Source organism: Pseudomonas sp. S1(2024), assembly GCF_046557535.1.
The window spans coordinates 1-25,221 of sequence record NZ_JBKGFP010000139.1 but is presented as its reverse complement, the minus strand read 5'-3'; the positions used below and the strand labels follow the sequence as shown (position 1 = coordinate 25,221).

The following is a 25,221-nucleotide window of genomic DNA, read 5'->3' as shown; positions in this document are numbered from 1 at the left end:
GGGCGCGCCCGCGAACACCGGCGCAGCCGGTGCCATGCACCGCGTTGGATTCTTCGCGGGCGCGCCCGCTCCCACAGCGACCCCTTACATCTGAACGCCAAGCGTCAAAGTCAGCCGAGGCCCGCGGTCCAGGCTGTCCAATGCCACATCAGCCAAAGGCTTGGCCACCTCCAGCGCCACATTGAACAAGCGCCCATCGCCCAATCGCACTCCAAGCGCCGCCGAAGCCAGGTGGGCATCCTCTACAGGCCCTCGGTTATGCCATGCCTGCGCCGTGTCCAACACCACATAGGGCTGCACCAACGCCAGCCAGTTGGCGTGCATGCTGTAGTTCACCTCGTAAGCCACACCCCAGCCCTTGTCCCCGTCCGCCTGGTCGCGCGGGTAGCCACGGCCGAAACTCTGCCCGCCAAACCCCGCACGCTCGCTGCCGGGCAAGCGGTCATCACTCCAGTACATCGCACCAGACACCACCCCCTGCCAGTTACCGAGCAACCTGTCGCTCTGCAAACCGGAAAGCCGCAACCGCAGAAAATCCAGATCGTAGTCGGCATCGCTACGCGCCCCCAGATAATCCAGGCCCTGATAGACCCCGGCGCTGACGATGCGCAAACGGCCCTCTTCCACCTTGCGCCAGTCGCCCTCGAATGACAGCGCACGCACGTAGGTGTCGTAGTCCCGTGCCGATGGCAACCCATCTACCCGGTCCTCGAAGTGCTCACTGACCGAATACACCTGCCCCTGCACCACCATCCATTCATCCGGCCTGACGATCACCGGCTGGCGCAGGCCGATCGCATAGCGATCGCTGTCGCGCTTGCGGGTGATGTCACGGCCATCGTCCAGACGAATCCGCGTGCCGGGTTCGCTGCGGTAGCGCGAAGCCGACAGCAGCAGCTGGCTGCCGCCCGCGTCCAGGTACTGGCTGTAGGCCAGGCGCTGGTAATGCACCTGGTCATCCCCCGGCGGCAGCAACAGGCTGGCCTCGATCTGTTCGGCAAAGCGGGTCTGGGCGTGGCTGGTTGCCGTCAGCAGCGCCTGCGCATCGTCGCGGTTGCCATCAGCAACGATAACAGCAGCGCTGAACGGCTTGCGCTGCGCATGCACGGTCAACCGCGCAGCACCATCAGCGGTTTGCGCCACGGCCAGCTGCGGCTCTATCGTTACCCCCGGCAGGCGCTCGGCCAGGCCCAGGTAGCGCTCCAGCGTTTCTCGGGTCAGCGGGCGCTCGGTGGCAAGCCGCTCCAGCAGCTGATGCAGATAGGCGCCGGCCGGGCCGATATCGCCGTCCACGCGGTAATCACGGATATAACCTTCGACCAGCACCACATTGACCCGGCCATCGGCCACTTCCTGCGGCGGCAGGTAGGCGTACGACAACAGGTAGCCTTCCTGCCGATAGCGCTGGGTCAGGCGCGCGGTGTACTGCTGCAGCTCGCCCAACGTGGTCTGGTGCCCGATCAGCGGTTGGTAGTGTTCGCGCAGGTCGCTCAAGGGGAACACCGTGCCGCCTTCGAAGCGCACTTTATGCAGCACCAGCCGGGTATTCGCAGGCGCCCACGCGCGGCTGTCGCCATACTTCCCGGCCAGCTGCAGGTGAGCACTGACCGAACGGTAGGCGTCTATCGGCAGGTTGGCGCCGGGCAGGCGACGTTCGTACTCATGGCTGTCGAGAAAACCCGGCAAAGGCTCGGCATGGGCCGCAAGCGCCCAGGGCAGCAACAACAGGGGCACGGCCAGAGGACGCATAGGGCGCTCCATGTTCCCTGGGGCTGCGTTGCAGCCCTTCGCGGGCGCGCCCGCTCCCACAGAGATCGCGCATTTCCTGAACTGTGGGAGCGGGCGTGCCCGCGAAGGGCCGCAAAGCGGCCCCAAATTGCTTGATTTACAGGCATCAGGGGCGCCAGCCGGTCACACCCGTTACCTGCAAGCGTAGGTGCTGCCTCGGCCCTCGTCGAACGGCTACTCGCTGACCTGGAACGCCACGCGCGCCGTCTCGCCGCTTTCATCCAGCGCGCTGATTTCGGCCTGGCCTACCTGTTGGAAGCGCACCAGCAGGCTGTCCTGGCCCTGGGTTTCGCCCAATGGCTGGCCGTTGAGGAACCACCAGCGCCGACCGCCGCCGCCCAGCGCCGACACATGCAGTTGCAACGGCTCGCTGCTGGTGGCCGGGCGGCGCAGGTTGTCGCCCGGGCGCACGCCCACGATCGAAAGCGGTGGCGCGCTGGCCGGCACATGCGGCGGGCAGGCCGGATCGATGGCCGGCAGGCGCGCCGCACGCCGCTCCACACGTGGCAGCCAAGGCTCCAGCGGGGCGGGCCATAGGGCGATATCGCGGGCCTTGGCGCCCGGGCAACTGCCATCGACGCGCAGCCCCTGGTCGTTGACCCATACGCTTTCGCGCAGGCCCAGGCCGAGTGGCTGGTCGGCGGCCTGCAGGGTTGGCGGCGTAGTGCCGTCCAAAGTCCAGGCGAAACGCTGACGCCGGCAGTTGGGGTCCTTTTTGCTCATCGGCTGGCCCAGTGGCCAACAGATCGCAGCCACGCCGACGTTCGCCGGCACCCGCTCCACCGGCACGCTGATGCCACGCTGGCTGTCACGGTTGCTCAGCAGGTCGTGCACCTGCAGCATCAGCGGCGCTGCCGAAGCCAGCCCGAATTGGCCGGGGACCGGGGTGCCATCGGGGCGGCCAATCCATACGCCGATCAGGTAGCGCGGGCCCACGCCGATCGACCAGGCATCGCGAAAGCCGTAGCTTGTGCCCGTCTTCCACGCCAGTTGCGGGCGTTGCACCAGCTCGGCATGCGGGTCGCGGTCGGGGCGCGCCTGGCCGCTGAGGATGCGCCGGATGATCCACGCCGCCCCTGGCGACAGCAGGCGCCGTTCCAGCAACGGATCCTGTGGTTGCAGGCGCACCCTCGCACTATTGCCACCCCGCGCCAGCGCAGCGTAGCCACCCACCAGGTCCTCCAGGCGGCTGCCCGCGCCACCCAGGATCAACGACAGGTTGGGCTCTGCCAGAGGCGGCAATATCAGCGGCATGCCCGCCATGCGCAGTTGCGCGGCAAAGCGTTTCGGACCATAGGCCTCCAACAGCTGCACCGCCGGCAGGTTGAGCGACAGCGCAAGCGCCGAACTGGCCGACACCGGCCCGCTGAAGCCCATGGAGAAGTTGCCGGGGCGGTAGTCGCCATAGCGTCGCGGCACATCCTGCAACAACGACTCGGAATGGATCAGGCCGTCATCCAGCGCCATACCGTAGAGGAGCGGCTTGAGGGTGGAGCCCGGCGAGCGCAACGAACGCACCATGTCGACATGCCCGAAGCGGCGCTCGTCGGCCAGGTCGATAGAACCCAGGTAGGCACGCACCGCCATCGTCTGCGCATCGACCACCAGGATGGCGGCGGAGGTGCGCTCCGGCAGCCGTGCCCGCCAGCCCAGCAGCAGGTCTTCGAGGCGCCGCTGCAGTGCGGCGTCGAGTGTGGTACGGATCAGCGGCGGGCTGTCGGCGCTGTTCAGGCGCCGGGCCAGCAACGGGGCGAGAGCCGGCTCCTGACGTGGCGCCAGTACAAGCGGCTCTTCGGCAGCCTCACGGATTTGCTGAGCCGGCCACACCTGGTATTCGGCCAGGCGTTGCAGCACCTTGTCCCGGGCGCGCTGCGCACGCTCGGGGTGACGGTCCGGGCGCAAGCGGCTGGGCGCCTGGGGCAGCACGGCCAGCAGTGCCGCTTCGGCCGGGGTCAGGTGCATGGGCGACTTGCCAAGGTAGGCCCAGCTGGCCGCCGCCACGCCCTGCAGGGTGCCGCCGAAGGGCGCGCGGTCCAGGTAGATCTGCAGGATTTCGCGCTTGGACAAGTGCCATTCCAGCTGTGCCGTGCGCCATAGTTGGCGCAGCTTGCCGGCCAGGGTGCGCTCATGCGGGTCGAGCAGGCGTGCGACCTGCATCGACAGCGTGCTGCCGCCCGACACCACACGCCCGCCACGCAGGTTCAGCCAGGCAGCGCGAGCCAGGGCCAGCGGGTTGACCCCGGGGTGGCTGTAGAACCAGCGGTCTTCGTAGGTGAGCAGCGCCTGCAGATACAGCGGCGAGACCTCGTCGGAGCTGACCGGGTAGCGCCATACACCATCGGCATCGGCAAAGCGCCACAACGGCGTGCCGTCCTCGGCCAGCACCACGCGGGCCAGGTCGTCTCCGGGCATGGGCAGCGGCCATAGGCGGTCGGCCAGCCACAACAGGCCGAACAGTACCAGCATGCCGATCACCGTGGCGCGCAACAGCCTGCCCGCACGGGTATGCGGCCGCGTTAAGCTTGGCATCGGGAACCGACCTGGCCAGGTGATGGCCAAAGGCTTGGGAACGGCAACATCGCCGATTCGTTCATCAGGAAGCAACTATGCATGTAGAAGGTTTTTTCGAGTGGCTGGGCCAGGCGCTGGGGTCGTTGATCCGCTTCATCGTCGACGCATTGAGCGGGCTGTTCAACCTGCTGGCCAGTGCCGGTGGCAATTTCATCGATGGCCTGGCGCGCACCTTGGGCATGGAGACCTCGCTTCTCAGCATCCTCGCCCTGATCATCGGGCTGGTGCTGCTGTACTCGGCAATCCGCGCGTTCATGCGCGCCTCGATCATCCTCGGGATCATCTGGCTGCTGTTGGGGTTGTGGGTGATGAGCTGGGTGATTCACTGAACAAGGCCGGGGGCCGCGTTGCGGCCCAATCGCCGGCAAGCCAGCTCCCACCTCGACCGCGTCGCCCTCAAGCCATGCTCCATCCTGTGGGAGCTGGCTTGCCGGCGATGAGGCCGGTAAAGGCGACAAAATTCTAGCGGGCTTTTACGGTCATCTCCCCTTGCCCATCCCCCACGGCCTGCAGGTTTGGCCGGTACATCGATTCAACCTGCGGCGGCGGCACGCGATAGGTGCCCGGGGTCACCGCCCGAGCCAGGTACAGCAGGTGGGTGGTGCCATAGCTGTCCAGCTTGAGCGCGGCGACGTAACGATCATCCCGATACTCCTGGTGCACCACGCTGGCGTTCTGCATCGATTCGCGCCATTCCTTCACCGCACTGCTGGCGTTTTCCAGGCTGGCGGCACTTTGCGCCAGGTTCTGGTTTTCCAGCTCCAGGCCCGCCGGTAGCAAGTCCACCACCAGCGCATCCGGCACCCGGTCTTCAGCCTTGAGCGCCAGGTGCACCAGCACCAGGTCTCCGCTGCGCAGGTTATGCAGGTCCAACGGCTGGCCATTCATGCCCAGGTACTCACGGCGGATCTGCATGCCATTGCCACCGGCCGCAGGCGCCTGGCGTGGGTAACCCGACAAGGTCAGTTGCTGGTACAGAGTTTCGCTACCTTGGTTCTGCACACTCAATGGCGAAGCCAGCAACGGGCCTTCGAGCTTCATGCCGGACTCGGCATTGTTGAACTCGCGCACTTCGCCCGCGCTGTCCAGGCGCGCCTGCCACTGGCCTTCCGGCTTGCCCAGCAGGCCACGGCCGGCCAGGAACAGTGCATTGCGCTCCTGGGTCGACAGCCAGCGGTTGGCCGCCAGTTCATCCGACAGGGCGAACAGGCGCTGGTCGACCTGGCGGCTGGCCAGGTTGCTTTCCTGCAGCAGCGCCAGGATCAGTGCCTGGTCACGCAGGGCGCTACCATAGTCGGCCATCCAGCCTTTACCGCGGCTGATGCCCAGGCCTGCCTGCAGGGCCTGCTCGGCACGCGGCTTGTCGCCCATCTTGTCCAGCGCCACCGCCAGTTGCACCAGTGGCAGGCCAGAGCGGGCGTCGGCGCGGCGTTCGAACAGGCCACGCAGGGCACCCAGGGGCGCCTGCTGGCTGCGCGACAGCACCAATGCCGCATAGGCCTGCACGGCGAAGCGGGTGTGTTCGGCGTTCTCGCTGTAGTCGACTTCGATCAGGTTGCGCTCCTGCAGGTAGCGCAGCAGGCGCTCGCTGGCCTTCTTCAGCGCTTCGGCCGGCACACCATAGCCTTGGTCACGGGCGCGCAGCAGGAAGTCGGTGACATAGGCGGTCAGCCAGTATTCTTCTTCGCTGTCCGAGCTCCACAGGCCGAAGCTGCCGTTGTAGCGCTGCATGCCTAGCAGGTGCTCGATACCCATCTCGATCTTGCGCTTGCGCACATCGGCAGGCTCGCCCTTGATACCCAGGCGCTTGAGGCTGTCGGCATCGGCGTACAGCGACGGGTAGAGGCCGCTGGTGGTCTGCTCCAGGCAACCGTAGGGGTAGGCTTCGAGGGCACGGATCTGCTCGGCCAGGTTCAGCGGTGGCCGGCTCGACAAGGCCAGGCTGGCTTCAAGCCCGGCGGGTTCGAAGGCGGCCAGGTCTGCTTCAGGCAGGGTCCATGGCTGGTCCTTCAAGGCCACGCGGTAGTGCTTGAGCATCGCCGGGTAGGCCGGGCGCACGCCCAGCGTCCACTCGCGTTCGAACGCGCCGGTCGGCTCGTTCGGCAGCTGCAGGCCAGTAACCCGCACATGTACCTTGCCCTGCCCCAGGCCACCCTGGGCCTGTACCGGGATCAACAGCGTCGAGCGCTGGCCTTCAGCCAGGGCTACGTTTTGCACGGCGTTGGCCGCCAGGCTCAGCTGCCCTTCGGTGCTGATTTCAACATTCAGTTGCTGGGCACGACCCGACAGGTTGGCCAGGTCCAGCGCCAGGCTGGTACGGTCGCCACCGGCCAGGAAACGCGGCGCCGAGAGTTCGGCGATCAAGGGCGCGGCGACCACGGTCTTGCCTTCGGCCATGCCGAAGTGTTCGTCGGTCCAGGCCTGGGCCATCAGCCGCAATTCGCCATTGAAGTCGGGGATATCGACCGTAGCCAGGCCCTCGCCCTTGTCGTCCAGGGTCACCGGCAGGCTCTGCTGGGCGACGATGGTCACCGTGGTGTTGGGGCGCTTGCCACCCTTGGCCATCGCCGCGTCACCACCAAATGCCAGGCTGGCCAGGCGGCCCTGGCCGGCTTCGATCAACTGGCCGTAGATATCCAGCTGGTCAGCACCATAGGCCTTGCGCCCGAACAGGCTGGCGAACGGGTCGGGGGTCTTGAAGTCGGTGATGTTGAGGATGCCCACGTCCACCGCCGACAACAGCACATGCACCTGTTCAGGCACACTGCCATCGGCATTTGCAGCCTTGACCTTCACGGTCAGCGGCTGTTTCGGGCGCATTTTCTCCGGCGCCTGCAGGCTCACCGCCAGCTTGCGTTCGGCGCGGTTCAGCGGCAGGTGCAGCACGCCCACCGCGCGTTTCGGCGTGGCGTTGGCCTTGCGCTCACCCGGGCGGATCACCAGCGCGCTGATGTACAGGTCATGGCGGGCCCACTGCTTGTCCAGTTGCACGTCGAACGTCTTGCCCTCGGCGGGCACGTCGATCTCCTGCCACCACAGCGGGCCATCGCTGGACTCGATCATCAGGTAGCCACTGCCGGCTGCGGGCGGGGTGACGGTGACCTTGGCGGTAGCGCCGTCGGCGTAGGCCGGTTTGTCCAGCGCCAGCTTGACCTGGTCCGGCCGCACCGCGCCGCCTTCGGCGTTGTCCTGGGCGCGATAGCCTGCCCAGAAGCGCGCGCTGGACACCAGGCCCGTCTCCGGGTCCTCCACCTCGACACGGTAAGGGCCCCATTCCACCTGGAAGCTCAGCTTGGCGGTGGAGCCAGCCTTGACGCTTACGGTCTCTTCGCTCTGGGTCAGGAACTTCTCGTTGTAGGCGTAGCTCCAGCCATCGCTCTGCGAGTAGTTCCAGTAGTAGTCGCGGCGCTCGCGCACCAGCCGCACCTTGAGGTCGTTGGCCGCCAGTTTCTTGCCGTTGCGGTCGGCCACCAGGAACTCGAACTCCACCGGCCCGTCACTGTCGGTTTCCTCGCCGTCGAACAGGCCACGCAGGCCCGGCAGGCGCTCGGCCGGCCAGATGGGTTGTTCCAGGCGGCGGGTAATCGGCCGGCCACCGGACTCCTGCAGGCTGGCCTGCACGGTCAGTTGCAGCGGCGAGCGGGCTTCGGCCCAGCGGCTTTCGATATCGACCACGGCCTTGCCGGCCTGGTCGAGGGTAACTTCGTCCAGCTCCAGGTCCTGGTTCAGCTCGGTTTCGGTGACCGAGCCGAACTGGTAGCCAGGCAGCGCCGGTACCGCCTCGCGCAGCGGGCGAACATAGGCCTGGCCGCTCAGGCGGTTGCCGGCAGCCGGGGCGCCGTAAAGGTAACGGCCATTGACCTGGATACGCGCATCCTGATCCGGAGACAACGGTTTGCTGCTGCCTTTGAGTTCCAGCGCCAGGCGCTCGGGCAGGAAGTCTTCGACGAGAAATTCATACACCTGCTTGCGCCCGCCGCCCAGGTCGAGCAGCAGTTGCCAGCGGCCAGTCGGGGCCTCGCTGGCCAGCTGCAGCTGGTACTGGTACAGGCCATTGCCGTCGGCTTCCCAGACGAACTTGCGGCTGACCTGCTCATCCGGGCGACGCACTTCCACGCTCACTGGCTGCGCCTTGACCGGCTTGCCGTCCTGGTCGCGCAGCAGGCCGTTGAGCAACACCGTTTCACCGGGGCGATACAGGTCACGCGGGCCGAAGATGAAGAACTGCAGCGGGTTGGCCTGCGGGCCGGTGATGTCGAACTCGGCCAGGTCCAGCGCCGCGCTGCTCAGGCGCAGCAGGGTGGTGTGCACGCCCTGGGTGGCGATCAGGGTGTCGGCCTTGGGCGTGATCGGCAGCTGGGCGTGGCCATCGCTGTCGGTGCTGGCCTGAGCCAGCAGCTTGCCCTTGTCGTCATGGATTTCCAGGTTGACGCCGTTCATCGCCTTGCCACCTTCCAGGGCCTGGGCGAACACATCGAGGCGGTCACGGTAGCGATGCGCGGACACACCGATGTCGCTGAGAGTGAACAGGGTCGCTGGTTGCGAGTAGTCGTAAGTGCCCGAGGCTCGCATCACCGCCAGGTACACGCCTGGCTCCTGCAGCGGCTTGATGCCGGCGATCGGCAGCAGCACGGTCTCGCGGGTGTTGCGTGCGGGGTTGAGGTCGAAGCGGCCGCTGTAGACCAGATCGGCCATGTCCAGGGTTTCCTTGGACTGGTAGTAGTAAAGGCTGCTGTTGCGCCCCCAGTTGACCAGGAAGGTCGAGAGCATGTCCGGCTTCACGCGGAAGAACTCGACATCGACCTTGTCGACGTTGAGGGCGATCACCGGCAGGCCCTCGGCCAGGCGCGTGGGCAGCAGCGAACCGCGGCTGGCGAAGCCGATGGTCGGCTGCATGTCGCGGGTTTCCAGGCGGCTGATCGACTCGCTGTCCAGTTGCTTGCCATTGACCGCCAGCAGGCCCTTGTCGACGGTCAGCACCAGCTTGCGCTGCGGCTCCAGATGGCGCAGACGCAGCTCCATCTGGTTGTCGGACAGTTCCCAGGCGCCGTCGAGCTTGCCTTTGACGGTGTCGACCAGGTGCACTTTGCTGGCGAAGTCCTGCTTGGCATCCAGCGGCGCGGAGAAGCTGATCGACAGCGTCGCGGCGCCATCGAGCTGCACCTCGGAAACATCCAGCACCGTCAGCTCGCGGCCCTCGTAGCGTTTGGCGAGTACGGCAGGGTCTTCGCGTTGGGGTGCCGGGGTGGCGGCGGGCGCAGTGGCCGCCGGCTTTTCGGATGGCGCCGGCTTGTCCGGCGTCGAAGAGTCACAGGCACTGAGCAAAGCCAGCGCGCAGGCCAGCAACAATCCTTTGTTGAACATGGAGTAGAACTCTTTGGCAGCGTGTACGTGAGGGCAGCAACTATAGCGCAATGGCGGGTGCAGTACCTGGCGTTGCGCGCATTGGTTGCCAGGCCGTTACACTGTGCCATTCGTTAAAAGGAGGGCCGCTTCGCGCCCCTTCGCGGGCCTGCCCGCTCCCACAGGTTCGGCGCCGGCCGCAAGAACAACACTATCCTGTGGGAGCGGGCGTGCCCGCGAAGGGGCGCGCTGCGGCCCCAGGGTCCCATGGAATGCAAATGTCCCAACTCTCCACCGACTGGCAGCACCGCCCCACCCACCACAAGGTCTGGGCCCTGGCCGCGCCGATGATCCTGTCCAACATCTCCGTGCCGCTGGTAGCCCTGGTCGACAGCACGGTCATCGGCCACCTCCCCCACGCCCACCAGTTGGGTGCCGTAGCCGTGGGCGCCACGCTGTTCACCTTCATGGTCGGCCTGATGGGCTTCCTGCGCATGGGCTCCACCGGCTTCGCCGCCCAGGCCGCCGGCCGAGGCGACGGGGCAGCGTTGCGCCAGGTACTGGTACAAGGGCTGTTGCTGGCGGTCGGCTTCGCCCTGCTGATCGGCCTGCTGGCACTGCCCTTCAGCCAGCTGGCGCTGCACGCGATGGAACCCAGCGCGGCCCTGCAGCAAGCCACCGAAGACTTCTTCCATACCCGCCTGCTCGGCCTGCCCGCGGCACTGGCCAGCTACGCCCTGGTCGGCTGGTTCCTCGGCACCCAGAACGCCAGGGCGCCACTGGCCATCCTGCTGACCACCAACCTGCTGAACATCGCCTTGAACCTGTGGTTCGTGCTTGGCCTGGACTGGGGCGTGCTGGGTTCGGCGCGGGCGTCGGTGATCGCCGAATGGAGTGCCGCCCTGCTCGGCCTGGCCCTGACCCGCCCGGCCCTGCGCGCCTACCCGGGGCAGATCGTGTGGGCGGCGCTCAAGCGCTGGCAGGCCTGGCGGCCGCTGCTGGCGGTGAACCGCGACATCTTCCTGCGCAGCCTGGCGCTGCAACTGGTGTTCCTGCTGATCACCGTGCAAGGCGCTCGTCTGGGCGAAGCCACTGTGGCGGCCAATGCCCTGCTGCTCAACGGCCTGCTGCTGACTGCCTATGCGCTTGACGGGTTGGCGCACGCGGTAGAGGCCTTGTGCGGCCATGCCATTGGCGCCCGCGACCGCGACACATTGCGCCGCTCGCTGGTGGTGGCCTGTGGCTGGTCGCTGATCACCAGTCTGGGGTTTGCCGGGTTGTTCCTGCTGGGCGGGCACCTGTTCATCGATTTGCAGACCGACATCGAGAGTGTGCGGGCAGCGGCTTATCCGTACCTGCCGTACCTGGCATTGCTGCCGTTGATTGCGGTGTGGAGTTATTTGCTGGATGGCTTGTTCATAGGCGCGACCCGGGCGCGGGAGATGCGTAATGCGATGTTGGTTTCGGTGGTGATTGCGCTGCCCTTGGGGGTGCTCATGAGTGGGTTTGGCAACCATGGGTTGTGGTTGGCGTTTCTCGGGTTCATGGGGTTGCGGGCGGTGACGTTGGGGTGGGTGGGATGGCGGTTGCAGGAAAAAGGGCTTTGGGTTCAGTAATGCCGGGGCCGCTCCCACATTGATCGGCGTACGCAGGACTTTGTGGGAGCGGCCTTGTGTCGCGAAATGAGGGCGAAGCCCTCACCTGCGGATTCACAGCCACACACAATCCCAATGTGGATAATCACCAGCCCGCCGCACCAGACCAGCCCGAATGGGATTGGCGATGATGTAGCGCGCCACTGCCCTCACATCCTCCTCGCGGCGCAAAGCCCGATCATGAAAGCTGGTCTGCCAGATATGCCGCCTTTCAGCCCCCACCTTGTACAGCGCACAACTGCTTCTGGACTTGAACTCGCACATCAGCCTACCCAGGCTCGAAGGCCCAAGCTCGACAAGCCAGTGAAGATGATCCGGCATCAAGACCCACGCCAGAGATCGACACGCCTTGCGCTCTTCGCTGAGCCGCAATTGCTGGATAACTGTTCTGGCGAACAAGAAGTCTTTGAACAACGGTGTTCGGTTGCGGGTGGTCGTGGTGAGCAGGTAGAGACGCCCTGGATCGGACACTCGGCCACTACGTAAACGATGGGAGCCGGGACTTTCCATGTCATCCTCCTTTGAACATTGCATTCAAAGGTAGCGGCGCTGATGCGATAGGCGAGGACTGGACCATTACCAGGTATGACGCGGTGAGGGCTTCGCCCTCATATCGCGACGCAAGGCCGCTCCCACAAAAAAAGCGGGAGCGGCCTGGCAATTACGACGACAGGTACGAAGACCGGGTCAGACCAAGGCGCAGGGCATCCAGGAACTGGGTCCGCTCCCGCGCAGTGATCTTGGCGCTGGCCACCTTGTCACGGTAGTGCGTCATCAACTCCTCCGGCGACAGGTGCACATAGCGCAGCATGTCTTCGATGGTGTCGTGGGTCTCGATACCGGCGTGGTACACGCTACCGTCGGCGTTCTGGTAGATGTTCACCGAGTCGGTGTCACCGAACAGGTTGTGCATGTCACCGAGGATTTCCTGGTAGGCACCGACCAGGAACACACCCAGCAGGTAGTCCTCGCCCTCCTTCACCGCATGCACCGGCATGCTGGTCTCGATGCTCTGCTCGTCGACGTACTGGTTGATCTTGCCGTCGGAGTCGCAGGTCAGGTCCTGCAGCACGGCACGACGCATCGGCTCTTCGTCCAGGCGGTGCAGCGGGATGATCGGCAGTACCTGGCCGATGGCCCAGGTGTCCGGCAGGCTCTGGAACACCGAGAAGTTGCAGATGTACTTGTCGGCCAGCTTGTCGTTCAGCTCATCCAGCACCTGGCGGTGCGAGCGCTGGCGGGCTTTCAGCGAGTTGTGCAGGCGGCGGCACACGGCAAAGTAGCACTGTTCGGCCAGGGCCTTCTCGGCCAGGCTGATCTTGCCATCGGCATACTGCGCGGCCACGTCACCCATGTAGTGGGTGGCGCGCCAGTAGGTCTCGGTCACCATCTCGATGTCGGTCGGGCCGAGCAGGTCGACCAGCCACTGCACGGTCTCGGGCAGGGCTTCCTTGTTCTCGATGGTCGGCACGTCGTCGTTGTGCTTCTCGACGTCGGTCACCTGGATCACCAGCATGGCGTGGTGCGCGGTCAGCGAACGGCCGCTCTCGGAGAAGATGTGCGGGTGCGGCAGGCCCTGCGCGTCGCAGAATTCCTTGAGCATGCCCACAACAACGCCGGCGTAGTCGTCCATGTCGTAGTTGATCGAGCTGGCATTGCGCGAATGGGTACCGTCGTAGTCCACGCCCAGACCACCGCCAACGTCGATATGGTCGACCGGCAGGCCCAGCGCACGCAGCTCACCGTAATAACGGATGGCTTCCTTGAAGCCGTGTTGGTAGTCCGCCAGGTTGGCGATCTGCGAGCCCATGTGGAAGTGAAGCAGGCGGATACCTTGGTCCAGACCGGCATCGCGGAAGCGCTGTACCACCGAAATCAGCTGGGCGGCGGACAAGCCGAACTTGGACTTCTCGCCACCGGTGTCGGCCCACTTGCTCGAGGCCAGCGACGACAGGCGCACGCGCAGGCCGACTTGCGGCTTGACCTTGAGCTCGGCGGCCTCGTCGATCACCAGGGCCACTTCCGACTCTTTCTCGATGACGATGAACACGTTGTGGCCGAGCTTCTGGCCCATCAGCGCCAGGCGGATGAATTCGCGGTCCTTGTAGCCGTTGCAGACGATGGTGCCACCCTTCGGCGCCAGCGCCAGCACTGCCAGCAGCTCAGGCTTGGAGCCGGCTTCCAGGCCAATGGATACGTTCTGCGTGGCGATGATGTTTTCCACCACCGCTTCCTGCTGGTTGACCTTGATCGGGTACAGCGCGGTGTACTTGCTCTGGTATTCCAGGCGCGCGATGTTGGCATCGAAGGCGCCGGTCAGCTGGCGCACGCGGTCTTGCAGAATGTCGGGGAAGCGCACCAGCAATGGCAGCGACAGGCCGCTCTGGCGCAATTCGTCGACCTGTTCGAACAGGTCGATCGGTGCGCTTTTCGGGCCGTTGGGGCGTACTTCGACGCGCCCGGCTTCATTGATGGCGAAATAACCAGCGCCCCAATGGCGGATGCCATAAACACTGCGGCTGTCGGCCACGGTCCATTGGCTACCATCGTCTTTGCGTGTGCGTCGTACGGACATTCAAGTCCCCTATAGATAAGTCGAAGACACTGCCCCGCAAGGAGGCGGGCGCAGTGTAAAAGCCAAAAATGACGATTCGTCCGTGCCCTGGATAGACCCTGGTCACGGCAACGAGTTTAGAAAGCACTGGGCAAAAAATCGCGTGGCCGCATCAGCCGCCGGATTTTTTCGCCTTGAAGCCCTGCTTGGTCAGCTCACCGATCAGCAGTTCGACATGGTCGCCCTGGATTTCGATGACCCCATCCTTCAGGGCGCCACCGGTACCGCAGCGGCGCTTGAGGGTAGAGGCCAGCTCCTTGAGCTGATCGAGCGGCAGCGGCACGCCGGTGACGGTGGTCACGGTCTTGCCGCCGCGGCCTTTGCTTTCGCGGCGCACACGGGCAATGCCATCGCCTTCGGGGATGACCTGCTGCTTGCAGGTACAGGCATCCACCGGCTGGCTACAGTCGGGGCAGTGCCGACCGGTGTCGGTGGAGTAAACGAGACCGCCAAGGGCGGCGAAGGAAGAAGCTTTCTTGGCCACTTTTGTTCCTCTGTGCTGAGGACAAAAACTGGTCGGCCCCAGGGGGTTGAGCCCGACCGCGAAGCCCCACTCTGGCAGGGGCGGCGCTACTGCCGCAAGACCTGCGGCAGCCCGAAAAGGGCGCGCAGTGTAACGATAAATCCCGCTGTTGCTAAGTACTGGAATGCGGCATTTTGCGAATGTTTTGCGACTATTCGCGGGCACGCCCGCTCCCACAGGCCCGACGCCGCTCTCGAACATTGCACTGTCCCTGTAGGAGCGGGCGTGCCCGCGAAAGGGCCGGCACTGCCAAAACAACTATCCCAGGCTGGCTTTATAGCGCTGCAACGCCGCCAACGAGTCCGGGCAATACGGCTTGGTCAGGCTTTCTTGCTCAGCCTGCTCCAGGCCAATGAACCGCGCCTCGATCACCTCTTCCGGCTGTAACCGCAATGGCGCATCCGACACCGCCGAATACACCGCACACCACAAGTGGTTATCCGGCTGGTCAAAGTAGAACCGCTCATGAAAACGCAGCTCCACACCGTCGATCCCCAGCTCCTCGGCCAGCTCCCGCGCCGCCGAATCGGCATACGCCTCCCCGGCCGTCACCATGCCGCCTGCCGCCACATCCCAGTAACCCGGGTACAGCGCCTTGCTCAGGGTGCGCCGGTGCACACACAGTTCACCGGCACTGTTGAACAGCAGAATGAACGTGCAACGCCCTATCAGGCCGCGCTCGCGCAGTTCGGCCCGGGGCAAGGCACCCAGCACCCGGTCGGCTTCATCCACCCAGGTGACCAGTTCTCGGTCGGAAGCCGCCCGGTGGGCGGCCTCGTTCGGGCTGATCGCCATCATCAACCCTGCGACAGCAGCTGACGCAGGTCGATGACCGCCGCGTTGGCCCGGGAAATGTAGTTGGCCATGACCAGTGAGTGGTTGGCCCACATGCCGAAGCCGCTGCCGTTGAGCACCATCGGGCTCCACAGGGCTTCCTGCGAGGCTTCCAGCTCACGGATGATCTGGCGCACGCTGACCGTGGCGTTCTTCTTCGCCAGCACGTCGGCAAAGTCCACCTCGATGGCGCGCAGCAGGTGCGACAGCGCCCAGGCCTGGCCACGAGCTTCGTAGAACACGTTGTCGATCTGCAGCCATGGGGTTTCCACCAGCTCCTCGTCCACCTGCGGCGCCTGGCCGGCGACCAGCGACTCGGTCTTCAGCGTGGTGTTGAGCTTGACCCGGCCAACGCTGGCCGACAGGCGCTGCGACAGCGAGCCCAGGCGGGTGGCCACGTCACCCAGCCAGTTGTTCAGGTTGTCGGCACGGGTATAGAAGATTGCGCCCTTGTCGCCGGCAGCCAGACGGGTCTGGTAGCGGGTAAGCGACTTGATGCCCTCTTCGAACTCCGACTCGCTCGACGGCAGGATCCAGCTCTTGTTGTCGAAGTTGAAACGCGGCTCGGCCTTGGCCAGGTCGGCGTCTTCGGTCGACTGCGACTGCGAACGGGCGAAGTCCTTGCGCAAGGCACGGGACAGGTCGCGCACCTGGACCAGCACGCCATATTCCCAGCTCGGCATGTTGTCCATCCACAGCCCTGGCGGGAAGCGGTCGTTGGAAATGTAGCCACCAGGCTTGTTCAGCAAGGTGCCGGCCACGGTCTTGAGGGTTTCGATAGTGGTGTAGCCCACCACCATCTGCTGGCCGGTACGCTCGGCTGCGGCCTGGGCGTTCTGCTGCACCGGGAACAGCTCCGGCTCCTGGCTCCAGTACCAGCCCAGGCCGATGCACACCAGCAGGTACAACCCGATCAGGGTCCCCAGGGCACGGCTCCAGAGGCCGCCAAGATAGCTACGGGCGGCGGCGCCACGGCCGTCGACACGCTCGCGGGGCTCGGCTTTGGCCTCGCGGTTTTTCCAGTCCAGCATGGCTTTGTCCTTAATCAGTCACGACGGTTCAGGGGCTTGGACCACAGGCCTACGCCAGGGTGCCACGGCAAGCCCGCGTGGCAGCACTATAAAGCAGACACCGCCTTACGCATAAGCGACCAATCGGTCAGCAACTGAATATTCGTTCTGGCCGCTTTGTTGACGCAGGGCACTCACGCACCTGAAAAGAACTGCTAGCATAGAGCCATCATTACCCCTGCACACCCCAACCTACAAGTAGCCAGGACATGAGCCAAGCAGCCGAGCCGAGCCCGCTGTGCCCCGCCCAACAGCTGACGCGTAGCGGCCTGCGCAAGGACGACCCGCTCGATCAGGTGCTGCTGCCGCCCCTGCGCAAGCCGGTGTACATCCTGCTGCAGGACCACGAGCGCGCCCAGCGCCTGGCCCAGCAACTGGAATTCTTTGGCCTGGTGGTGCAGGCGCTTGCCAGCGCCGCGGCGTTTCAGGCCTCGATCAGCGAATACCCACCCTCGGCCATCATCATGGATGTCGACTTCAACGGTGCCGGCCAAGGCCTGCTGTTGGCTGCCCAGATGCAGCAGGGGCTGGCCCGACATATACCGCTGCTGTTCTTCAGCCATCACGAAACCGACACCCCGACCCGCCTGGCCGCCGTGCGCGCCGGTGGCCAGGACTTCCTCACCGGCACCCTGGAAGCCTCCAGCCTGTTGGAAAAGGTCGAACTGCTGACCAATGCAACCCAGCACGACCCGTTGCGCGTACTGGTCATCGACGACTCACGCACCCAGGCGCTGTACACCGAGCGCGTGCTGGCCAGCGCCGGCATGATCACCCGCAGCCTGACCGACCCGATCCGCACCATGGCCGAGCTGGCTGACTTCCAGCCCGACCTGATCATCCTCGACCTGTACATGCCGGCCTGCACCGGCCCCGAACTGGCCAAGGTGATCCGCCACAGCGACCGTTATGTGAGTGTGCCGATCATCTATCTGTCTGCCGAGGACGACCTGGACAAGCAGCTGGATGCCATGAGCGAAGGCGGTGATGACTTCCTGACCAAGCCGTTTCGCTCACGCCACCTGATCACCACCGTGCGCAACCGCGCCGCCCGCGCCCGGCACCTGAAGGCGCGCATGGTGCGCGACAGCCTGACCGGGTTGTACAACCACACCCACATCCTGCAATTGCTGGAAGACTGCAGCTTCCGCGCCCGTCGCGAGCAGCTACCGTTGTGCTTTGCCATGCTCGACATCGACCACTTCAAGAAGATCAACGACCGCCACGGCCACCCCATGGGCGACCGGGTGATCAAGAGCCTGGCGCTGCTTCTCAAGCAGCGCTTGCGCAAGACCGATTTCATTGGCCGTTACGGCGGTGAAGAGTTCGCCATTGTGATGCCCAATACTGCACTGGACGCGGCGCACAAGGTGCTGGACGAAATCCGCCGGCGCTTTGCCGAGATCCTCTACCCGGCGCAGCCACGGGACTTGCAGTGCACCTTCAGTGCAGGGGTGGTGCAGTTGGATGAGGGGCTGGATGCGCTGACCATGGCCAGTGCGGCGGACGAGGCGCTGTATCGGGCCAAGCATGCCGGGCGTAATTGTGTGGTGCGTGTAGAGCCCTGAGTTCTTCATCGCCTGTACCGGCCTCTTCGCGGGCTTGCCCGCTCCCACAGGGATTGCGCTGCGTTCAGGTCTGGTAGATATCCTGTGGGAGCGGGCGAGCCCGCGAAGAGGCCAGTACAGGCAACACAAATACAGGCACTGTGCCACTTTTTTTATGGCGCCAACCCCCTGTCGTCATCACCCCGTCACAAAATCGCAATAACTTCAGCCACCGACCTCCCCTCCCCCGCAGGAAGCTCGCGGCTATGCGCCTGAAGTGGCTGACCAATTTCAACACCCTGTTGCTGGTAACCGTGTGTATCGCCCTGGGCGCCACCTTGTGGTGGTCGCAACGGGCCCTGGAGCGCCCCTACCAACTGATGGAGCGCTACCTGGGCCTGTCCCAGCAGTTCCAGAACCAGGCGGCCCGCAACATCCAGGCGTACCTGGGCAGCGGCGATGCCCTGCGCCATGCCGCGGCGATGGAGGCCAACCAGCAGTTGCAGGCCGCGCTGGCCGAGTGGCCCAGCGAACTGGCCGACAAACTGCGCCCCAGCCTGGACAGCCTGCAGGCCTTTACCGCCGAGGAGCTGCTGGCCGCCGGCAAGCTGGCCGGCGACCCGCAAGCCCTGCTGCTGCAGGCCGAGCGGGAACTGGGTGCCAACTTCGAACAGCTGGCCGGCTACGCCCGCGACAGCGGCAACGCCGACGCAAACCGCTACCTGGTGCCACTGCTCGACGCCACCGTGCACCTCGGTCGCCTGTCGCTGGCCCGGGACAAGCTGGTCAGCAGCGGCCGCCCGGAGCTGGCCGACGAAGTGGAGCGTGAGCTGCAGCTGATCCGTGCCCAGGCCCAGGCGATCGATGCCTTGCCCTTGCTCGGCGTAACCCATACCGCCGAATCCGGTGCCGACGACTTCGCCGCGATGATGGGCCTGGAAACCCAGGCCAGCGCCCTGCAGGAAGACATTGCCGTCGGCCTCAAGCGCGAACTGCAGAGCCTGCTCGGCCGCTACCCGGCCGAACTGCAGCGCACCCGCGAACAGATCGAGCGCCGCGTCGCCCTGGCTGCCAGCACCGGCCAGCGCCTGGAGGCCGTGCAACAGGCCATTGCGGCGCTGGAGCCCGAGGTACGCGCCCAGCATGCGAAAATTGCCGCTGAAGTGCGCATCATCCAGGGTCTGATGATCGGCCTGATCCTGCTTATCGCCCTGCTGATCGACACCTTGCAACGCCGCCTGGCGCGCACCCTGACCGGCCTGGCCCCTGCCCTGTCGCGCTGGGCCGAGGGTGATTTCGCCGAGGCCATCGCCCTGGGCAGGACCAACCGCGAACTGCGCGACATCCAGGAATCGCTCAACCGCCTGCGTCAGTATCTGGTAGAGCTGGTCGGCACCATACGCCACAACGCCGAGCAGGTGGCTGGCAGCAGCCACGCCCTGGCCGGCATGAGCGCCGCCCTGCATGACGGCGCCGAACGCCAGGCCGGCGATACACGGCAGATCCGCGATGCCCTGGGTGAACTGGAAGCGACCATCCAGCAAGTAGCTGGCGACGCCAGCGCCGCAGCCGACGCCAGCCGCGATGCCGGGCGTGCAGTGGAGCAGGGCCAGGCGGTGATCGGCCAGAGCCTGTCGGGCTTGCGTGAGTTGGTCGACGAGGTGCAGGGCAACGCCCGCATGATCGAGCAACTGGCGGAGGAGTCGGCCACCATCGGCGGCGTCCTGACGGTGATCCGCTCAATTGCCGAGCAGACCAACCTGCTGGCGCTGAATGCCGCGATCGAAGCGGCCCGCGCCGGTGAGATGGGCCGTGGTTTTGCCGTGGTGGCCGATGAGGTGCGTTCGCTGGCACAGCGCACCACCGGGGCGACCGGCGAGATTCAGGCACTGATCGACCGCTTGCAGCAGGCAGCCAGAAGTTCGGTGGCCGGGATGCGTGCGCAGCTTGAGCATGCCGAGGCCACGGCCAACCAGGCCCAGGCGGCGGACGGGGCGCTGGACGAGATCGTCTGTGCCATTCGCACCATTTCGGACACTGCGGTGCGGATTGCCGATGTCACGGCGCAGCAGAGTGGTGCCGTGAGTGAGATTCGCGACCACAGCGAGCGGATTCATGAGCTGGGTGAGGACAACCTGCAGCGCATTGGCGAGGGGCGCGAGCAAGGCGAGCAGTTGCTGAGCCTGGGTGGTGAACTGAACCGGGCGGTGCGGGCCTTCAGAGTCTAGGTTGGCCTGTACCGGCCTCTTCGCGGGCATGCCCGCTCCCACTGGGATAACGCATGGCTTGAGGTTTATGCGGACGAGGTGGGTGCGGGTTTACCACCAGCATGGCCCCAACCCGCACCAACTCCGCTATCATGCCCAGCACGTTCCACCTCGCGAGTCCGCCATGCGCCGCCTGTTTTTCCTGCTGTTCCTGCTGCTGGCCAGCCCTGCCTTCGCCACGGGCCTGCTCGACAACCGCCCCAGCGCCACCCTCGGCGCAGCTTCGCTGGCCAACAACGCCGACTTCCTGCCGGTACACGAAGCGTTCAAGCTCAGCCTGGTCCAGGCCGATGCGCAAACCATCAAGCTGCGCTTCGTCGCAACCGACGGCTACTACCTCTATCGCCACCGTTTCCAGTTCCGCACCGAACCGGCCGACATTGCCCTGGGCACACCAAGCATCCCCAAGGGCGAGGCCAAGCACGATGAGTTCTTCGGCGATGTCGAGGTGTACCACGGCGTGCTCGATATCGAGCTGCCGCGCAATGACCCGCGCGCCTTCACCCTACTGGTGGGCTACCAGGGCTGCGCCGACAAAGGCCTGTGCTACCCGCCAGAAACCGCACGCCTGAGCATCGATGGCGAAGGCGGCAAAAGCACCCCGGCCGGCGGTGAACACGCCTGGACCTGGAAGTCGCTGCTGCTGTTCTTCCTCGCTGGGGTCGGCCTGACGTTCACCCCCTGCGTGCTGCCGATGCTGCCGATCCTTTCCGGCGTGGTGCTGCGCGGCCAGGCCGGCGGCCTGCGCGGGCTGGCGCTGTCGCTTGCCTATGTGCTGCCGATGGCGGCCAGCTTTGCGGTACTCGGTGCGTTGATGGGGTTGTTCGGCGCCGGCCTGAACCTGCAGGCGCGCCTGCAGTCGGCCTGGGTACTGGTGCCCTTCGCTCTGTTTTTCGTGGTATTCGCCCTGGCCATGTTCGGCCTGTTCGAACTGAAACTGCCGCAAGCCCTGAGCAACCGCCTGAACAATGTGGCCAGCCACACCCGGGGCGGCTCGCTGCTGGGCGCGGCAATACTGGGCGTACTCTCCAGCCTGCTGGTTTCGCCCTGTGTGTCGGCGCCGCTGGCCGGTGCGCTGCTGTACATCAGCGCCAGCGGCGATGCCCTGGGCGGCGCATTCAAGCTGTTCGCCCTGGGCCTGGGCATGGGCGCACCATTGCTGCTGGTGGCCACCGGTGGCGCGGCCTGGCTACCGAAAAGCGGCCCCTGGCTGAACACGGTGAAGAATGCCATCGGCGTCCTGCTACTGGGCTTGGCCATCGGCTTGCTCAGCCGAGTGCTGCCAGGCCCGCTGACTTTGCTGCTGGTCGGCTTCCTCGCCGCTGGCGTGGCGCTGTTCCTCGGTGCCCTCGAGTTCGTCGTCAAGACCGCACGCCAGCGCCTGGCCCAACTGCTCGGCCTGGCCCTGCTGGTGTACGCCCTGGCCTGCTGGTACGGCGCCCTCAGCGGCCAGGGCGACCCACTGCGCCCGTTGCCGCCGGCAACCCTTGTGGCCACCGGCAACGGGCCGGCGGTGCAGGCGGATAGCTGGCAGACCATCACTACCCCCGCCGCACTGGACGCTGCCCTGGCCCAGGCCAAGGCAGCCGGCCAGCCGGTGCTCTTGGACTGGTACGCCGATTGGTGCATCAGCTGCAAAGTGATCGAACGCGAGGTGCTCACCGCTCCGCAGGTGCAAGCGCAACTGGCCGGCTTCAAGCTGCTGCGTTTTGACATCACCGAAAGCAATGCCGAACAACGCAGCCTGCTCGATCGCTACCAGCTGTTCGGCCCGCCCGCCCTGCTGTTCTTTGCCGCGAACGGTAGCGAAATAACCGCTGATCGGGTCATTGGGGAGATAAATGCCGGTGAATTTGCGCGAATTCTCACACGCGTGCGCGGTAAAGTCGGTCTATAACTTCCCGCGAGCTGTGAAAAATCCAGAAATCAGTGACCAAATCTAATTATTTGGTCACATACTTCGCGCGAACCTCGGACATCGTGCTGGCTATTGCCGGGAACTGGACACTTGCCGTCGCTTTACGGCACACTCGCCGCGCTGTGTCGAATTGCCCTACAAATCCAAGGAATCCGCAGATGGCAACGCTACTGGTGCTCCACGGCCCCAACCTCAACCTGCTCGGTACCCGCGAGCCTGGCCACTACGGCGCCGTGACCCTGGCCCAGATCAACCAGGACCTGGAGCAACGTGCCCGCGCCGCAGGCCACCATCTGCAGTACCTGCAGAGCAACGCCGAATACGAACTGATCGACCGCATTCACGCCGCACGCAATGAGGGTGTGGACTTCATCCTGATCAATCCGGCTGCTTTCACCCACACAAGCGTCGCATTACGTGACGCATTGCTTGCGGTGAGCATCCCATTCATCGAAGTGCACCTGTCCAACGTGCACAAACGCGAACCGTTCCGCCACCACTCCTACTTCTCCGATGTTGCAGTAGGGGTGATCTGCGGCCTGGGCGCCAGCGGTTATCGCCTGGCCCTGGAATCCGCGCTGGAACAACTGGCTGCCAACGCACAGCCCAAATGATGAAAACCCTGGCCTCAGTGGGCCAGGGTTCGAGAGAAACGTTTCAGATACGTTTTTTTGTATTTCGCCCCCTGACCGAACCTTTGGGAGTTGATGATTAATGGATATCCGTAAAGTCAAGAAACTGATCGAGCTGCTGGAAGAGTCTGGCATCGACGAACTGGAGATCAAGGAAGGCGAAGAGTCGGTCCGTATCAGCCGTCACAGCAAGACCCCGGCTGCCCAGCAGTACTTCGCACCGGCTCCGGTAGCCGCTGCTCCTGTTGCTGCCCCGGTCGCCGCTGCCGCTCCGGCCGCTGAAGCCGCTGCCGCCGCCCCGGCCCTGAAAGGCACCGTCATCCGCTCGCCGATGGTAGGTACCTTCTACCGCAAGCCTTCGCCGACCTCGCCGAACTTCGCTGAAGTTGGCCAGACCGTGAAGAAGGGCGACACCCTGTGCATCGTCGAAGCCATGAAGATGATGAACCACATCGAAGCCGATGTCGGCGGTGTCATCGACGCCATCCTGGTAGAAGACGGCCAGCCGGTTGAGTTCGACCAGCCGCTGTTCACCATCGTTTGAATCGCGGAGAGCCAACGATGTCTGGGAAGCTCGAAAAAGTCCTGATCGCCAACCGCGGGGAAATTGCCCTGCGGATCCTGCGTGCCTGCAAAGAGCTGGGTATCAAGACAGTCGCCGTGCACTCCACCGCCGACCGTGAACTGATGCACCTGGGCCTGGCAGACGAGTCGGTCTGCATCGGCCCTGCATCGTCCAAGGATTCCTACCTGCATATCCCGGCGATCATCGCTGCCGCCGAAGTGACCGGCGCCACCGCGATTCACCCGGGCTACGGCTTCCTGGCGGAAAACGCCGACTTCGCCGAGCAGGTGGAAAAATCCGGTTTCGCCTTCATCGGCCCGAAAGCCGACACCATTCGCCTGATGGGCGACAAGGTTTCGGCCAAGGACGCGATGATCAAGTCGGGCGTACCGACCGTACCGGGCTCCGATGGCCCGCTGCCGGAAGATGAAGAAGTCGCCCTGGCGATTGCTCGTGACGTCGGCTACCCGGTGATCATCAAGGCCGCCGGTGGCGGTGGTGGTCGCGGCATGCGTGTGGTGCACAAGGAAGAGGACCTGATTTCCTCGGCCAAGCTCACCCGTACCGAAGCCGGTGCAGCCTTCGGCAACCCGATGGTCTATCTGGAGAAGTTCCTGACCAACCCACGCCACGTGGAAGTACAGGTACTGTCCGACGGCCAAGGCAACGCCATTCACCTGGGTGACCGTGACTGCTCGCTGCAGCGCCGTCACCAGAAGGTACTGGAAGAAGCGCCAGCCCCGGGCATCGACGAGAAAGCCCGTCAGGAAGTGTTCAAGCGCTGCGTCGATGCGTGCATCGAGATCGGCTACCGTGGTGCGGGTACTTTCGAGTTCCTGTACGAGAATGGCCGCTTCTACTTCATCGAGATGAACACCCGCGTGCAGGTTGAGCACCCGGTGTCGGAGATGGTGACCGGTATCGACATCGTCAAGGAGATGCTGAGCATCGCCGCTGGCAACAAGCTGTCGTTCCGCCAGGAAGACGTGGTCATCCGTGGCCATGCGCTGGAATGCCGTATCAACGCCGAGGACCCGAAGAAGTTCATCCCGAGCCCAGGCAAGGTGAAGCACTTCCACGCCCCGGGCGGCAACGGCGTGCGTGTTGATTCGCACCTGTACAGCGGTTACTCGGTTCCGCCGAACTACGACTCGCTGATCGGCAAGCTGATCACCTACGGCAAGGACCGCGACGAAGCCATGGCGCGCATGCGCAATGCCCTGGACGAGATCGTCGTCGACGGCATCAAGACCAACATCCCGCTGCACCGCGACCTGGTGCGTGATGAAGGCTTCTGCAAAGGCGGCGTCAACATTCACTACCTCGAGCACAAACTGGCCAGCCAGGAGTGATCGCGTAGTGTGATGTACTGAAAACCCCGGACTTGTTCCGGGGTTTTTTATGAGTGATCGCGTAGTGTGATGTACTGAAAACCCCGGACTTGTTCCGGGGTTTTTTATTGCCTGTCAGGGCCTCATCGCCGGCAAGCCAGCTCCCACAGGGATTGCACACGGCTTGAGGTCTATGCGGTCGAGGTGGGAGCCAGGAGTGATCGCGTAGTGTGATGTACCGAAACCCCGGACCCGTTTCGGGGTTTTTTATTGCCTGTCAGGGCCTCATCGCCGGCAAGCCAGCTCCCACAGGGATTGCACACGGCTTTAGGTCTATGCGGTCGAGGTGGGAGCCAGGAGTGATCGCGTAGTGTAATGTACTGAAAACCCCGGACTTGTTCCGGGGTTTTTTATTGCCTGTCAGGGCCTCATCGCCGGCAAGCCAGCTTGTGTCTTCAAGGTCTCTTAAACTCGAAAGGGTGAGAGCAGTGGATGGCAGACTGAAAGCCAGATGTGCTCTAAAGCACGAGTGGGAGCCTAGTCGCCATCCACCTCTCACTCTG

Annotated in this window: 16 protein-coding genes; 8 read left to right on the top strand and 8 right to left on the bottom strand. The window is 64.7% G+C overall.

The annotated features are described in order from the left end of the window. Positions 1-84 precede the first annotated feature (84 nt). Positions 85-1,749 carry a ShlB/FhaC/HecB family hemolysin secretion/activation protein gene (locus ACLCGK_RS32425; RefSeq protein ID WP_410953666.1) on the bottom strand — a complete coding sequence of 555 codons (1,665 nt, stop codon included), beginning with the start codon at positions 1,747-1,749 and terminating at the stop codon, positions 85-87. A 213-nt stretch (positions 1,750-1,962) separates the two neighbouring features. After that, positions 1,963-4,317, bottom strand: coding sequence for a peptidoglycan glycosyltransferase PbpC (gene pbpC, locus ACLCGK_RS32420; RefSeq protein WP_410953665.1), 2,355 nt, complete (start codon positions 4,315-4,317; stop codon positions 1,963-1,965). Positions 4,318-4,394: 77 nt separating this feature from the next. Between pbpC and ACLCGK_RS32415 the strand changes: the two genes are divergently transcribed. Continuing rightward, entirely contained in the window at positions 4,395-4,688 is a 294-nt protein-coding gene (locus ACLCGK_RS32415) for a hypothetical protein (RefSeq protein WP_025337571.1), read from the top strand. Between the two features lie 133 nt (positions 4,689-4,821). Here the strand turns inward: ACLCGK_RS32415 and ACLCGK_RS32410 are convergent, their stop codons facing one another. Further along, the gene (locus tag ACLCGK_RS32410) at positions 4,822-9,723 is read right to left on the bottom strand and encodes an alpha-2-macroglobulin family protein (protein WP_410953664.1); all 4,902 of its coding nucleotides are present in this window, start codon (positions 9,721-9,723) and stop codon (positions 4,822-4,824) included. Between the two features lie 257 nt (positions 9,724-9,980). Between ACLCGK_RS32410 and ACLCGK_RS32405 the strand changes: the two genes are divergently transcribed. Beyond that, positions 9,981-11,318 carry an MATE family efflux transporter gene (locus tag ACLCGK_RS32405; protein ID WP_410953663.1) on the top strand — a complete coding sequence of 446 codons (1,338 nt, stop codon included), beginning with the start codon at positions 9,981-9,983 and terminating at the stop codon, positions 11,316-11,318. A gap of 93 nt (positions 11,319-11,411) precedes the next feature. Here ACLCGK_RS32405 and ACLCGK_RS32400 read toward each other — a convergent pair whose 3' ends face one another. The 5 genes from ACLCGK_RS32400 to ACLCGK_RS32380 form a co-directional block, all read right to left on the bottom strand. Beyond that, positions 11,412-11,867 (bottom strand): REP-associated tyrosine transposase, encoded by a 456-nt coding sequence (locus ACLCGK_RS32400; protein WP_085721440.1) that lies wholly within the window; start codon positions 11,865-11,867, stop codon positions 11,412-11,414. A 151-nt stretch (positions 11,868-12,018) separates the two neighbouring features. Then, a complete protein-coding gene (gene speA, locus ACLCGK_RS32395; protein ID WP_025337567.1) occupies positions 12,019-13,932 on the bottom strand; it encodes an arginine decarboxylase in 1,914 nt (637 codons plus the stop codon). 151 nt (positions 13,933-14,083) lie between these two features. Next, positions 14,084-14,455 (bottom strand): translation initiation factor Sui1, encoded by a 372-nt coding sequence (locus ACLCGK_RS32390; protein WP_003257057.1) that lies wholly within the window; start codon positions 14,453-14,455, stop codon positions 14,084-14,086. A 297-nt stretch (positions 14,456-14,752) separates the two neighbouring features. Further along, entirely contained in the window at positions 14,753-15,289 is a 537-nt protein-coding gene (locus tag ACLCGK_RS32385; RefSeq protein ID WP_217190798.1) for an NUDIX hydrolase, read from the bottom strand. Between the two features lie 2 nt (positions 15,290-15,291). Continuing rightward, entirely contained in the window at positions 15,292-16,359 is a 1,068-nt protein-coding gene (locus tag ACLCGK_RS32380) for a DUF2333 family protein (protein ID WP_013970713.1), read from the bottom strand. Between the two features lie 248 nt (positions 16,360-16,607). On the opposite strand from ACLCGK_RS32380, the gene ACLCGK_RS32375 reads away from it, so the two are divergent. From ACLCGK_RS32375 to accC, 6 genes are all read left to right on the top strand, one after another. Then, positions 16,608-17,966, top strand: a complete 1,359-nt coding sequence (locus tag ACLCGK_RS32375; protein ID WP_410953662.1) for a diguanylate cyclase — start codon at positions 16,608-16,610, stop codon at positions 17,964-17,966. Positions 17,967-18,211: 245 nt separating this feature from the next. Continuing rightward, complete coding sequence (locus ACLCGK_RS32370; RefSeq protein WP_410953661.1) at positions 18,212-20,173, top strand: methyl-accepting chemotaxis protein; 1,962 nt, start codon at positions 18,212-18,214, stop codon at positions 20,171-20,173. A 163-nt stretch (positions 20,174-20,336) separates the two neighbouring features. Further along, entirely contained in the window at positions 20,337-22,109 is a 1,773-nt protein-coding gene (locus ACLCGK_RS32365) for a protein-disulfide reductase DsbD (protein WP_410953660.1), read from the top strand. Positions 22,110-22,288: 179 nt separating this feature from the next. Further along, a complete protein-coding gene (gene aroQ / locus ACLCGK_RS32360; RefSeq protein WP_003255330.1) occupies positions 22,289-22,744 on the top strand; it encodes a type II 3-dehydroquinate dehydratase in 456 nt (151 codons plus the stop codon). A 100-nt stretch (positions 22,745-22,844) separates the two neighbouring features. Next, on the top strand, positions 22,845-23,306 hold the full coding sequence (gene accB / locus ACLCGK_RS32355) for an acetyl-CoA carboxylase biotin carboxyl carrier protein (protein WP_410953659.1): 462 nt from the start codon (positions 22,845-22,847) through the stop codon (positions 23,304-23,306). 17 nt (positions 23,307-23,323) lie between these two features. Beyond that, complete coding sequence (gene accC, locus ACLCGK_RS32350) at positions 23,324-24,679, top strand: acetyl-CoA carboxylase biotin carboxylase subunit (protein WP_003257054.1); 1,356 nt, start codon at positions 23,324-23,326, stop codon at positions 24,677-24,679. Positions 24,680-25,221 lie beyond the last annotated feature (542 nt).